This window comes from Chloroflexota bacterium (assembly GCA_020161265.1).
Lineage (GTDB): Bacteria > Chloroflexota > Chloroflexia > Chloroflexales > Herpetosiphonaceae > Herpetosiphon.
Map to the genome: position 1 here is coordinate 192,898 of JAIUOC010000011.1, position 14,083 is coordinate 206,980.

A 14,083-nucleotide genomic window follows, 5' to 3' on the forward strand; every position below is an offset into this window, starting at 1 on the left:
ATACATCAATTGGATGAAGCATCCCACCCAAGATGGGTAGTACTGAGGCGTTGCGTTTGCCCCTTGGGAGTAAGGGCAAGATACTCATATGTATGACCTTCGTCAAGCACCGCTGTTCCTATTAAGATATAGTCCTCGCGGATCAATCGATCGAGTAAGCCCTGTAGTTCGCGGCTAGAACGGCGCAAAGTGCGACAAACACCCCAATATGGGCAACTACGAATGGCCGTGCGGCGAGCATCGGCGGCTGGGCCTGCTGGGTAACGATACATCAAGCGATATTCATCGCCGCGCAAAAGATGGATGATTGCCTTGCTCCCAAAAGGCTGCTTGCCTTGCTGGATGCGCTGTTCATTCCACCAAACAACCGCAAGAATGCTGTCAGCAAGATCAAGGAAGTCACTGACATCAGGGACATCACGCCTAGTTTTATTGCTCCAAGGGTAATATTGCTCGGGGGTACAACGATCACAATTGTTGCATGGCAGGCCACGATCTTCACCAAAATAGAGCCTTAAGGCTTGCCAACGACATTGGTGGTCACGAACAAAATGCTGAATTTGTTGGAGTTTGGCTTGTTGATGGTGGACTGCTGCTAGATCAATTGTTGGTAGCGGGGTTTCGGTATGCACTAAGCGTGTAATATGATAACCCTTCTCCCAAGGTCGATAAAGCCAGTCACCACGTACTGCACCCTCGATGAGTAATGATTCAAATGTTAAGATTGGCATTCCAAGCTCGGCTGCCAAATCTGCTAGATTGAGTTCATTGCGTATCCATCCAGGTTCAGGCAGTAGATTGGCAAGGGTTTCAAGCACATTACTGCGATCGTTGGGGTAACGAGCAATCAATCCCGACCAGTCAGCTAAGAGGGTTAGGCTACCGCGAATCGTTACATCAGCACCACGCCGAATGAGCTTGCTTTGTTCTAAGAGGTACAGCATTCGGCGTAGCTCAACATCATCAAGTTCAAAATCCTCGCATACTTGCTGAGGGTTTAATATCCAATCTGTTGGTTGGCTGCACATCCAAGCCCATAATTGAGCAAGTAACAGACTATCAGGTTGGCTTTGGGCGATAAAAAACTCATGAATCCGGATATCTGAGGGATGATAGAGCAACACGGCATAGGCTGGTTTGCCGTCACGCCCAGCTCGGCCAATTTCTTGAAAGTACGATTCAAGATCACCAGGTAGGTTGAAATGGACAACATAGCGAATGTCGGGCTTATCAATGCCCATCCCAAATGCCTTGGTACAAACGATGATCGTTAACAGATCGTCCATAAACTGTTCACTAATCGTTGTTCGTTCTTGAATATCCATCCGTCCGTGGTAGGCTCTGGCGGCAATTCCTGCAACTTGCAGCAGGCGGGCCAAATATTCGGCTTCTTTGACGGTCGAAACATAAATAAGCATTGATTCGTTGTGCTGGACAGCGGTTTGGACTAACAACAAAAGTTGGCGAATTTGATCGGTTTTTGAACGAACTGGATGGTAACGATGACCGCGATCGAAGATCACTAAATGAAGTTCAGGCCGATCAATTGACGATCGCACGACAATTGGCTCTGTCATTTCAAGTGCGGAAATAATTGCTTCAGTAATTGCTGATGTTGCGGTGGCGGTAAAGGCAGCAATCGGTGGTCGCGCTTGTAATTGCTGATAAATTTGGGGTAACATTAAAAAGTCAGGTCGAAAACTTGGCCCCCAAAGGGCAATACAATGCGCTTCATCAGCAACGATTTGGCGAATTGGGGCGACCGCCAATGCAGCAAGCACAACCGGATCACGTAATCGTTCTGGCGCAAGATACAACAAGCGCAGGCGACCTGCTCGCAAGCGAGCTAGAATTTCCTCACGATCAGCAGCATTTTGACCACTCATTAGCGCCGCAACAACTTCGATACGCTTCTCATACAACTTATCAACTTGATCTTTCATCAAGGCAATCAGCGGCGAGCAAATAATGGTTGTACCTTGGCGCAACAATGCTGGCAATTGGAAACAAATCGATTTACCTGCACCAGTGGGTAGCACTGCCATCACGTCACGGCCAGTAAGCATGGCCCGAAACGCTGCTTCTTGTTGCGGTGAACGGAATGTTTCAAACCCATAAAGTGCGTGTAAAGCTTCAAGAATTTGGGGTCGCCAGTGTTCATAGCTCTCAGCATCCAAGGGATCGGGGATGCCAAGCCGCTCAATCAATGCCTCAAGATCTGTCAATATAATATCAGGCACTGTCGCCAGAAAATCGGCTTTCTCCTGCAGGTTAAGCAGATCTGGCAGGCGATTGCCAAGCATCGTATAAAACTCACGTCTGGATTGCTCTGCTAGCGGATCACGGGGCTGATAGCCTGGTAGTGCGCCAAGCAAGAGCGGTAGATAGCTTTTACGGACAATCCGCTTATCATACAAAATAACTGCTCCACGATCCGTTGGGGTGCGGAGCAATCTGCCAAAGCCTTGTTTAAACTGCAAAACCATCAAGGGAAAAAGATATTCTTGAAATTCACGGCCATTTTGCCGCGCTACAGCTTCACGACGAGCAGCATGAATTGGATCATTGAATGCTGGATAGGGCAGTTTTTCCATAACAACGAACGAAAGCGCCGATCCAGGTACATCAACTCCTTCCCAGAAGCTTTTCAATCCATAGAGTGCCGCATTGACATGATCCTTAAAGCCCTCAATCAATGCTTGACGCGACCCACCTGATCGCTGGGCAAAAATTGGAATCCCTTGAGCCTCGATCATCAGACTATTGTGCTGATACACTTGTTCGAGCCGCTGACGCGAGGTAAACAGAATCAGTGCTCGACCATCGGTAAAGGTTAAGAGCAACTGCAGCTCGCTAGCGAGTTCTTGAATAAAACTCGCTTGTGTTATACGGGCTGGAGTATAAGTTAAGTAGGCTGGAAGCCCTAAAACGACTTGATCATGATAAGGAAGCTCGCCAGCAAGAATCATGGCTTGATCGGCGGTTAAACTACTACCAAGCCCAAGTCGCTCCACAAAGAAACTAAAATCATGCGGGCCAGTGGTTAATGTGGCTGAGGTAAGAATGAGCGATCGAAGCTGTCGATAGCGCTCTGCGAGCGCCTCAGCTACCAGTAATGGAGCGGTACAGAACGTCCATTGTGCATGTGTTTGGTTCGTATTGACTTCGAGCCAAGTAATCTGATTATTGGATCGGGCTTGGAGGATTGTTGCCAGCAAGCTTTGTTGGTTGCCTAATTCGCTATACACAGCAGCAAATTTTAGCCCCAAGATTTCAGCTTGAGCCTGAATCCATGGCGTAATCGTCGCTAATTCTGTCAGCAATGGGTTGAGATAGCCCTTCCAAAGTTGGTCTAAGGCTTGCTGAACCTTCAACCACGCAACCGGATAAATTCGTGCAGGCGCTCCTGAAAGCCGTAATCGTGCCCCTTGAAGCGGATCAAAGGTCTCATCGCACTCCAATACGAATGTTGCCAGCACGCTACGCAATTCTTGAATAAGCCGTAGGGCTTGACCAACAGTTTGTTGAATTTTTTTAAGTTGGCTCCGAATCTCTGGTGGCAAAACTTGGCTGGCTAATTGAGCTAATAAACCTTGGCGCGTGCCTGGTATATAGAGTGTTTTCAGCAACCGTCGTAGCGAATGCTCCCCAACTTCTTGTTGGAAAGCGCTGGTTGCCATATCTTCCAAATTATGCGCTTCATCGATGATTAAGGCATCAAACCCTAAACTATCAGGCGAGCTATTGAGCCAAATTGCCTGATTGATAATAATGATATCGGCCTGTGCAGCCCGACGTTGGGAGGCAAAGAAATGACACTGATCATAAAATTGGCAGCGCTGTTTGGTACATGTGGCGGGTTGAACTGCAAGATCATGCAGCAGTTGGTTGGCTCCGCCAAAAGTTTGTTTAAGCCAAAAAGGGATTTCATCAAGGGTTGCCTCAGTATATTGAGCAACCCAATGAACTAGAAAAGCGAGCAGATAGCGTTGTTCCAAACTGGCTGTCGCAGAAGCTGAAACTGCTGTTTGCAATTCGCGCAAACAGAGATAATTCGTTGCCCCCTTGAGGATGGCCGCATTGAATGAAATAAATGTTTGTAGTCGGGTAATTTCCTGTTGTAGTTGATCTTGAAGATTTTTGTAGGCAGTCGCGATGCCGATTTGTCGTCCGGTTCGGCGGGCCTCCCAAATAGCAGGAATAAGGTAGCCCACAGTTTTGCCTGTTCCGGTAGGCGCTTCGATCAAACGTGAGGTATCACTAACAAGCGCTGTCGCAATTGTTTCAACCATTATCCGTTGGCTTGCTCTTGGCGTGAGTTTTGCCTGAGCAGCAAATTGATCGAGCAATCCACATGCAGTTGTTGCCAGAAGTTTATTTGGTAAGCGGACTTCAGGTGCTTGGATTGCTGGCAATATGCTGCTTAAATCTTGGCTTGGTGTGGTTAGTGGATATGTTGCTGGTAATAATTCAGCCAATAATTCTCTTGGTATGCACGCTGAATACTTCCAACGTTGCAACAATTCGCGATACACCTCGGCTAACACTAATACATCAGTTATTGCATCATGAAGCGTCTCTTTGGTAACCCGATGATCGATTGGGATGCCACGAATATTATTAGGATTGATCGCTTCTAACTGAATGCTGCATGCTTCAGCTAGGGCATTTAAGGTATGCTTCTGGGCATAGGGAAATACGAGCAACGCTAACTCCAAGCTATCAACAATTGGATTAGTCAGCGAAGGATCATGCTGAAGCAGAAAACCCATATCAAATCGAGCATTATGAATCACCAATGGCCGATCACCAATAAAATTACGAACAGCAGGCCATAATACCGCAAGCGATGATGCCGAAGCAATACTTTGAATCCGAACCTCATCCAAATGCAAGACTCGTCGCAATGAATGATCTAAACGATCAGGATCACATTGAACATCCCAGCTACGAAATTCATCTGGCTGCCCCTGTGTGACCCGTAAGATAGCAATTTGAATAATTTGGTTCGAGTCTGGTTGAAAACCTGTCGTCTCTAAATCAAGCACACAATAATCAGCAACGGCTAGGCAAAGGTTAGTAAGATACATCTTGGTAGAAGTTTGCTCAGGGTTATCAGCGTCGTCATCAAAGGTGTCACGCAAAGTATATTTATCGTTAGCAAGCGCTGTCCATACCGCAGTATCACGCAAAATTTCACGCAAAATTTCGAGAGCCGTGGCGTAACCCTTGCGTCTAAGCTGTTGTTGCAACTCAACTACAGCCATTGGGGCTTGATGTTCGCGCATGATAGTCTGAATAAGTTGACCAAGCGGAGATGCTGATGTATTCACAGTCCAGATCCCTCCAACTATATTTCTTTGGGTTGTAACTCAGCGATGCAGAACAACCAAGGATAAATGTTTATAGGAATACCTCATTCAGCTTCCTGTGCCTTACGCTTGCAAATAAGGATCGAGCATGAGGCTTATAAATTCATTCATCCTTCATAATTCATCCTTAATCCTTTCAAATATTGTGACACTGGTTGACACAAGCTTGCTATAAACTCTAGTTCGTCACGCAAATTGTGTTGAAGGATGTGTTATGAGTACGAACTGTGTCGCAGTGACCACCCACTTACTGGGCCTTGGCAATGAACTTCGCACCGCGCCAAGCCTAATTCCCCTGCCATCAGGCCAAATTTCAGCGCGGCAATTGCTGCAAGAGCATGTACACCACGAACTGAGCCAAAGCCAACAAGCCAATCTTCCGAGTATTGCGCTTAATTATTTGATTGCCAAACCCACGCCAAACACAATGATTGCCGCTGAACATGTGCGCAGCCAAGCTGAGGCCGCGTTTCGGGCTGGCGATTGTTGGCTCATGCTCGATGGGGTGGCTGTGCATAATTTAGATACACCCTTGCAACTGCAACCACAAAGTCGAGTTGGGTTTATACGACTCTATCAGCGCTAAAGGATAATTACGATGCAGCGCAGCAAACAACAGCGCTTGTGGGATTGAAGAATTGAGCGAGGGTTGCGCCGTCCTCGATTAGGAGGAAGAAATTGAGGACGGCACGTTTAGCTTAAAAGATCAAAAATCCAATAACTGCAATCAACACTAAAACCCCAATCACGCTATATAACACAATGCGTTCGCGATCAAACAAGGTAAAGTTGCCACGAATAATCGTTGGCTCAAAGCCAATCATATATAAGGTATGGGCTTGATTGCGCTCGGTATAATCGACCTCGGTTACGGGCGTGCCATGAATCGTTAATTCGGCATGCAACAAGCGGGTTTGCTGATCAGCATCGACATTTTCGGCAGCTTGCAATAATTCATGCAATGGCGCAATTGCATGCCATTTGGTATCGCGCACATCAATTTGGGCAGTATAGACTTGCTGCGATTTTTCGCGAATATCGGCTAGCGGCAAGCCCGCCTCGTCATCAGTATTTTCCCAAAGTTTGCCCCAACGAGACCAATAAAAGACATCTTCGGTCAAAACTTGGCCTGAACCTTGGCAACGCCCACAATCAGCCTGGCCTTCGCCTTCGCATTCAGGGCAATCAAGCGTGACGGTGCGGCGCTCTTTGGTTCCATCGGGGTTGGTTTGCACCCGTTTGGTTTCGAGCAAGCCACGGCCATGGCATTTGGTACAGTGTAAATCGCCCTTGCCACCACAATAAATACACATCTCAACCCGCTCGGAATTGGGAATAATCATTTCGGTTGGGCGAATTTCATCAAATGGCTGAGGATCAGGCAAAATCACTTGCCAAACCCCAGGCGGATTTTGGCTGGTGCTGATGCGACTGCCTTGATAGGGCTTTTCGCGTGGTTCTGGGGTGGTGCGGGTTTCATAATAGGCCCGTAGCTCGTAGGTATAAAAGTTATAGCTGACCACTCGTTCGGGCACAAGCGCGTTGCCCAAATCGCGCCGCCGCAGCATATTTTGGCCGCTCCAGCGATTGAGCACACTGCGTAAATTAGTTGGCTCGTGCAATTGGCGACCCCATTCGCGGCCACGTTGCACAAAATCGCCATCGAGAATCCCTACCAACACTGTTTCAACTGGATTTTCGAGCCATTCACTTTCCACACTGCTGGCGGCAATTGGTGCAAGGGTTGTGCTAGTTTCAGCAGGCAAGGCTTCGCGCAAGGCTTGACGTAAGGCTGCCGCAGCCTGATTAGCCGAACTATAACGCACCGAGGCTTGAGGTGAGAGCAAACGCCGCAACACCCGATCAGCAGGAGCCAAGGCTGGATTGAAATCGCCTAACGATTTGGGGGTTTGGCCGGGGGCTGGTGGTACTTCACCAGTTAACATATGGTAGAGCACCGCCCCCAAGGCATAAATATCAAGGCTTGGTTCGGTGGCATTTTGCTTAAAATCTTGCTCTGGTGGGGCATAAGCCGTCAAATAATCGGCCTCTTCAAGTTGCGAAAGATCAGGCCCATCGCTGCTCCAAGCCAAGCTAAAGTTGGTCAAAAAGCCATGGCGCGTAACTGCTTGATCATGGATCGCCTCGGTAACGACAATTGTACCTGGCTGAATATCGCGGTGGACAATTTTTTCGGCGTGAATCGTATCGAGCGCTTTGGCAATATCGCTGAAAATGCGTACAGCGTCGCCAATTGAGAGCGCACCATCTTCAAGCACCTCTTGCAACAAGCGCCCACCAAGCGGCGGCGTAACCAAATAATAGCCAAATCGATCATCGTGGCCAGCATCAATCACTGGCACAATTGTTGGATGTTTGAGCCGAGCAGCCAAACGGGCGGCCTGCCCAAATCGGCTGACCGAAACCCAATCTGAACGGCGTAACACATGCACCTCAACCGGGCGATCAAGGGTTAGGTGGCGAGCGCGATAGATGGTCGTTAACTCTTCCTGGCCGATACGCTCTTCCAAGCGATAATTGCGCAGTTCATGATCATCGTCGCGGCGCGGTGTCGCAGTTGTTTTAGCCCGAGATGCAGGGGCACTCATTGCGGTCGCTCCTCTAGTTGCACATTTCATCGGCAGTATAGCACATTGACCTTGCCATGATTGCGCGAATTAATCTATTTTAGCACATTTGTTTTGAAATTGTAATAGTTGGCGATTATGGGGTTCGGTCGTTGGTTGGCGGGAATCAGAACGTCATATGTAGCTAAACAAAAGACTGCATAGTTTTCTCAGATTAAGCTGAACTAGCTCCTGATCCCTAACCGCTGATCCCTCGTCTTTCGCCTTTGCGTGAATTGACCAAGCCTGTTAGGATGGCACAAAATGACTGAATACACATAACGAGGACTCGACGATGAGCACATTGCTGGAGATTTACGAAACAATGAGCTATGGCCCAGCACCCGAATCTGCTGCTCCAGCCCACGAGTGGCTAGATGCCCATAGCCGTCGTTTTGGGCTATATATTAATGGTACATGGACAGAAGTCGCCAACGAGCGCTTGTTCGATTCGATCAATCCGGCTAATCGTAGCGTGTTGGCCCAAGTGACCCAAGCGAGCAGCGATGAAGTAAACGCTGCGGTTGCTGCTGCCAAAGCGGCTTTTCCAGCTTGGTCGCAAACCAGCGGCCATGTGCGTGCTCGCTATTTGTATGCCTTGGCTCGCCAAATTCAGAAACATTCGCGGCGCTTTGCGGTGCTCGAAACCCTCGATAATGGCAAGCCGATCCGCGAAACCCGCGACATCGATATTCCATTAGTCGCACGACATTTCTACTATCACGCTGGTTGGGCGCAATTGCAAGAAAGCGATTTGGCAGGCTACGAGCCGCTAGGCGTGGTCGGCCAAATTATTCCGTGGAACTTTCCGCTGTTGATGTTGGCCTGGAAGATTGCCCCAGCCTTGGCCATGGGCAACACGGTGGTGTTGAAGCCTGCCGAATGGACTTCATTGACAGCCTTGGCATTTGCTGAAATTTGCCATGAGATTGGCTTGCCCAAGGGTGTGGTCAACATCGTTACTGGCGATGGCAAAGTTGGCGAGCAAATCGTCAAGCACCCTGATATTGCCAAAATTGCCTTTACTGGCTCAACCGAAGTTGGCAAAATTATTCGCAGCGCCACCGCTGGCAGCGGCAAAAAACTCTCCTTGGAGCTTGGCGGCAAATCGCCCTTTATCGTGTTTGATAACGCCGATTTAGATAGCGTGGTCGAAGGCGTAGTTGATGCAATTTGGTTCAATCAAGGCCAAGTTTGTTGCGCTGGCTCACGTTTGTTGGTGCAAGAAAATATCGCCGATAAGCTGATTGGCAAGTTGCGCACGCGCATGGAGCAATTGCGTATCGGCGATCCTTTAGATAAAGCGATCGATATTGGCGCGATTGTTGCCCCAGCCCAATTACAAAAAATCGAGCAACTGGTAGCCGAAGGCGAACAAGAAGGCTCGATCAAATGGCAACCCTCGTGGGCTTGCCCAACTGATGGCTATTTCTACCCGCCAACCTTGTTTACCAACGTGGCTCCAGCTTCAACCTTGGCCCAAGTTGAAATTTTCGGGCCAGTCTTGGTCACGATGACCTTCCGCACGCCCGATGAAGCGATTGCGATTGCCAACAATACCCGTTTTGGCTTAGCCGCCAGCATTTGGAGCGAAGATATTAACGTGGCGCTGCACGCCGCAGCCCGCGTCAAGGCAGGCGTAGTCTGGATCAACAGCACCAATCTGTTTGATGCAGCAGCAGGCTTCGGCGGCTATCGCGAAAGCGGCTACGGTCGCGAAGGTGGCAAAGAGGGCTTATACGAATACCTCAAAAAATCTGAAGTAAAGAAAATTAAAACTAAGGCCAGCCCAGCGCCCGCACCGATTGCAAACGCCGCCAGCAGCGGCATGCCGGCACTTGATCGCACGCCCAAAATCTATATTGGTGGCAAGCAAGCCCGCCCCGATTCGGGCTACAGCCGAATTGTGGTTGGTAGCAACGGCGAAACATTGGGTGAGGTGGGCGATGGTAGCCGCAAAGATATTCGTAACGCGGTCGAAGTTGCACGGAGTGCCGCTAACAGTTGGTCGGCAGCAACCGCCTACAATCGGGCGCAAGTGCTCTATTTCCTAGCCGAAAATTTAGGCGCACGTGCCGCCGAATTTGCCCAGCGTATTCGCCAACAAACAGGCCGCAACGATGCCGACCTCGAAGTCGAAACATCAATCGAGCGCTTATTTACCTACGCCGCGTGGGCCGATAAATATGATGGCGCGGTGCATGCCACACCTGTGCGCAACGCCACCCTCGCCATGGTCGAATCGCTCGGCGTGCTTGGTTTGGTTTGTCCCAGCGAATATCCATTATTGGGCACGATTTCGTTGCTAGCGCCAGCCATCGCCTTGGGCAATAGCGCGATTATCATTCCATCGCCAGAGCATCCACTTTCGGCCACCGATTTGTATCAAGTGCTCGACACCAGCGATGTGCCAGCAGGCGTGGTCAACATTATCACTGGCGACCGCGATAGCCTGGCCAAAGTGCTGGCCGAGCACAACGACGTTGATGGTTTGTGGTATTGGGGCAGTGCTGAGGGCAGCGCCATGGTCGAGCGCAGTTCAATCGGCAACCTCAAACAAACTTGGGTCAACTATGGCGAAACTCGCGAATGGCTTGATCGACGAGTTGGCGAGGGCGAAGAATTTCTACGCCACGCCAGCCAAATTAAAAATATTTGGGTTCCCTACGGCGCATAATCAAGGTTTACCAGTAGATTTAGCCCGATTCCTTGAGTGGAGTCGGGCTTTTTTATAAGTATCCCTAGATTTTATCATAACGATCATTACAGATTTGACATTTTAGCAAAAGCTTATATATTGATATCAAGTATCAATATGGAGTTTTACAAATGTTTGATGTGATTATTGTTGGTGGTAGCGTGGCGGGATTGAGTGCAGCCTTGGTGTTGGGGCGGGCGCGACGCAGTGTATTAGTGCTTGATAGTCAGCAGCCGCGCAATGCGCAATCGCCTGGTGTGCATAATTTTCTCTCGCGCGATGGCATTTTGCCTGCTGAATTGCGCCAAATTGGCCGCGAGCAACTCAAGCCCTACCCAAGTGTGCAAGTGCGTTTTGCGACTGCCGAACATGCTCAGGCGATTGATGGTGGCTTTGTGGTGAAGCTTGATGATGGTAGCGAAATTAGCAGCCGCAAATTGTTGCTAGCCTCAGGCGTGATCGACGAATTGCCGCCAATCGAAGGCCTGGCCGAATTGTGGGGATCAAGCGTATTTCACTGCCCCTACTGCCATGGCTGGGAAGTGCGCGATCAGCCGTTGGCGGTGTTAGTGCCCGACGCTGAGCGTTTGTTTCACGTTGCGACCTTGTTGCACAACTGGAGCAGCGATTTGGTCGTTTGTACCAATGGCGAGGCTCAGCTAAGCTCTGAACAACGCCAAATCTTGGCGAAACTCAATTTGCCAATTCGCGAAGATCGTTTGGTCGGTATCGAACAAGTCAATGGGCAATTGACCCATTTGATCTTTGATCAAGGTGAACCATTGGCCCGTAGCGGTTTGTTGATTGGCGTGCCCCAACATCAACGCAGCCAACTACCAACCCAACTAGGCTGTGAAACCAGCGATAATCCTCAAATGCCAGGCTTGATCAAGGTGCAAATGTTGGGCCAAACCAGCGTACCAGGCGTGTATGCTGCTGGCGATGCCACCGCAGGCATGCAACAGGCAATTAATGCGGCAGCTGGTGGCGCGATGGCCGGCGCAGGCATCAACCATGAACTGATTCAAGACATGCTCAAACAACTTTAGCCCGCCGTTCAAAGCGATCGCGCCATTTGCGATAACATTGTTGATGATACTCCTCGGCAGGGTAAAACGGTAGATCCAGCCCGAATTCAACAGAGTAATCAACGAGCTGTGGTTGAGCTAGCTTACTGGCCAGAGCTAGCTCCAACTGAGCAGCATTGCTACAAATAATTATTGCTCGATATTGCGGGTCAGGGTCGGCTGGCGGCTCTAGCATAGCCCAAAAATGACCCAACAGCTCGTTTAAACTGAGGATCATAGGATCAACATGCAATTCAACCACTTCGGCATGGCCTGTCGCTCCTCCACAAACATCCTCATAGCTTGGCTGCTCGGTCCAACCACCAGCATAACCAGCTTGGGTTTGGACAACACCGACAAGCGCCCCAAAGGCTGCTTCAACTCCCCAAAAACAGCCAGCGCCAACAATAATTCGCTCGAGCATTGTGCATACCTCAACCAAATCTAGCTAAACTGCCCAATTGCTTGGGCATTATTGATAATAGCAACAGTGCAGCTTGATAGTAATTTAAAATTCTAGGCGTACTATTGAGTAGAAATTACAGCAAAATATACAAACTGCACAAAATAGAGCATGAACATTTTAGGCAACATGGCGATGAATCAAGCAACAATTATTGAGTAAGATAAACCCACAGCCGTAAATAAACCCAATTACCCAATCAAACTTGCTTCAATTTTAGCACTATTGCACAACGATGGATAGGTATAGTGCTAGGTAGCGTTTGATTTCCTCGCATCGGTATTCTGAGTCCGCTTCACGTTAAATCTTCAAAGGCGAAGCATTTATCAATTCGATCAACTCAATAGATTCCAACCTATTGCTTGATCGGCGTGTATCGCATCGTAGCCAATCATTAACCATCATCAAGGGAGGTTCTAATGTTTCGACGACGACGCTGGATTGTACCCGCAGCAGTTGCTTCGCTAGCAATACCCACTGCAACCTTTGCCCAAGAAGCCGCCCCGGTAGCAACCGAAACAATCACCACCCAAATTGATATTATTTGGTTGTTGATTGCAGCAGTTTTGGTCTTTTTCATGCAGGCTGGCTTTGCCTTGGTCGAAAGTGGCTTTACCCGCGCCAAAAACGCCGCCAACATTTTGATGAAAAACTTGATGGATTTTTGTGTTGGCACGGTGTTGTTCTTTGCAATTGGCTTCGGCTTGATGTATGGCACTGATGTTGGTGGCTTCATCGGCACCGACAACTTCTTCCTCAGCAACTTTAGCCCGGCAACTGGCAGCGGCAAAGATTGGGTTGGCTTCTTCTTCCAATTGGTGTTTGCCGCCACCGCTGCCACGATTGTGTCGGGGGCAGTCGCCGAACGCTTCAAATTTATCTCCTACCTGATTTACAGCGCCATCATTTGTGGCATTGTCTACCCAATTTCGGGTCACTGGCAATGGGGCGGCGGTTGGTTGTTCCAACTGGGCTTTATCGACTTTGCTGGCTCGACAATTGTGCATAGCGTTGGCGGCTGGGCCGCAGTTGCTGGCACGATTTTGCTTGGGCCACGCTTGGGCAAATTCAACAAAGATGGCTCAAGCAACGTTATTCCAGGCCACAGCTTGACCCTCGGCGTGCTTGGGGTCTTCATTCTGTGGGTTGGCTGGTTTGGCTTCAACCCAGGCAGCACCCTCTCGGGCATGAACGAAAGCATTGGCTATATCGCCGTTACAACCAACATGGCCGCCGCAGTTGGCGCACTCTCAGCCCTGATCACCAACTGGTTGATCACTGGTCACCCCGATACTGCCGTAGCTTCCAACGGCGCATTGGCTGGTTTGGTTGCAATTACCGCAGGCTGTGCCAATGTTACGCCAGTTGGTGCATTGTTCATCGGTTTGCTCGGCGGGATCATCTTCGTCTATGGTTCAATCTTCCTCGAAAAGGTCTTGAAACTCGATGATCCAGTTGGGGCAATTCCAGTTCACTGTTTCAATGGGGTGTTTGGAACCTTAGCAGTTGGCTTATTTGCTAGCCCCGCTGTCGGCGGTTTGACTGGCATGGGCGATGCTGCTGGCTTGTTCTATGGCGGCGGTTTGGGCCTGCTTGGAACCCAAGCAATTGGCGTGTTAGCAGTTGGCGCTTGGGCCTTCACAACCATGTTCATCGTTTTCTATGTGCTAAAAAAGACCTTGGGCATTCGGGTGTCGGAGCAAGAAGAAATCGAAGGCTTGGATATTTCTGAGCACGACACGGTTTCATACCCCGAGTTTGGCACGCCGGTTGCTGGCGTGGCCGGTGCTCGCTCAATGATGCCAGAACTTTCGTCAACCAAATAAACCAATTCAAGCATGCGCTGATTGAGCCTG

7 protein-coding genes are annotated in these 14,083 nt (G+C 49.4%); 4 read left to right on the forward strand and 3 right to left on the reverse strand.

Features of this window, described 5'->3' with window-relative positions:
• Window positions 1–5: 5 nt before the first annotated feature.
• Entirely contained in the window at window positions 6–5,333 is a 5,328-nt protein-coding gene (locus LCH85_23320) for a RecQ family ATP-dependent DNA helicase (GenBank protein ID MCA0354937.1), read from the reverse strand.
• 253 nt (window positions 5,334–5,586) lie between these two features.
• On the opposite strand from LCH85_23320, the gene LCH85_23325 reads away from it, so the two are divergent.
• Complete coding sequence (locus LCH85_23325) at window positions 5,587–5,958, forward strand: hypothetical protein (protein ID MCA0354938.1); 372 nt, start codon at window positions 5,587–5,589, stop codon at window positions 5,956–5,958.
• Window positions 5,959–6,070: 112 nt separating this feature from the next.
• Here the strand turns inward: LCH85_23325 and LCH85_23330 are convergent, their stop codons facing one another.
• Window positions 6,071–7,981, reverse strand: a complete 1,911-nt coding sequence (locus LCH85_23330) for a protein kinase (GenBank protein ID MCA0354939.1) — start codon at window positions 7,979–7,981, stop codon at window positions 6,071–6,073.
• 313 nt (window positions 7,982–8,294) lie between these two features.
• Between LCH85_23330 and LCH85_23335 the strand changes: the two genes are divergently transcribed.
• Window positions 8,295–10,676 (forward strand): aldehyde dehydrogenase family protein, encoded by a 2,382-nt coding sequence (locus LCH85_23335; protein MCA0354940.1) that lies wholly within the window; start codon window positions 8,295–8,297, stop codon window positions 10,674–10,676.
• A 152-nt stretch (window positions 10,677–10,828) separates the two neighbouring features.
• Window positions 10,829–11,746 (forward strand): NAD(P)/FAD-dependent oxidoreductase, encoded by a 918-nt coding sequence (locus LCH85_23340; GenBank protein MCA0354941.1) that lies wholly within the window; start codon window positions 10,829–10,831, stop codon window positions 11,744–11,746.
• Here LCH85_23340 and msrA read toward each other — a convergent pair.
• Window positions 11,733–12,188 (reverse strand): peptide-methionine (S)-S-oxide reductase MsrA, encoded by a 456-nt coding sequence (gene msrA / locus LCH85_23345; protein MCA0354942.1) that lies wholly within the window; start codon window positions 12,186–12,188, stop codon window positions 11,733–11,735. The two genes, LCH85_23340 and msrA, sit on opposite strands and share 14 nt — an antisense overlap.
• Window positions 12,189–12,646: 458 nt before the next feature.
• Between msrA and LCH85_23350 the strand changes: the two genes are divergently transcribed.
• Entirely contained in the window at window positions 12,647–14,053 is a 1,407-nt protein-coding gene (locus LCH85_23350; GenBank protein ID MCA0354943.1) for an ammonium transporter, read from the forward strand.
• Window positions 14,054–14,083: the final 30 nt, after the last annotated feature.

Coding starts and splice junctions, on each gene's coding strand:
- LCH85_23325 (MCA0354938.1), top strand. CDS start 5,587: ATGAGTACGAACTGTGTCGCAGTGACCACCCACTTACTGGGCCTTGGC.
- LCH85_23340 (MCA0354941.1), top strand. CDS start 10,829: ATGTTTGATGTGATTATTGTTGGTGGTAGCGTGGCGGGATTGAGTGCA.
- LCH85_23350 (MCA0354943.1), top strand. CDS start 12,647: ATGTTTCGACGACGACGCTGGATTGTACCCGCAGCAGTTGCTTCGCTA.
- LCH85_23335 (MCA0354940.1), top strand. CDS start 8,295: ATGAGCACATTGCTGGAGATTTACGAAACAATGAGCTATGGCCCAGCA.
- msrA (MCA0354942.1), bottom strand. CDS start 12,188: ATGCTCGAGCGAATTATTGTTGGCGCTGGCTGTTTTTGGGGAGTTGAA.
- LCH85_23330 (MCA0354939.1), bottom strand. CDS start 7,981: ATGAGTGCCCCTGCATCTCGGGCTAAAACAACTGCGACACCGCGCCGC.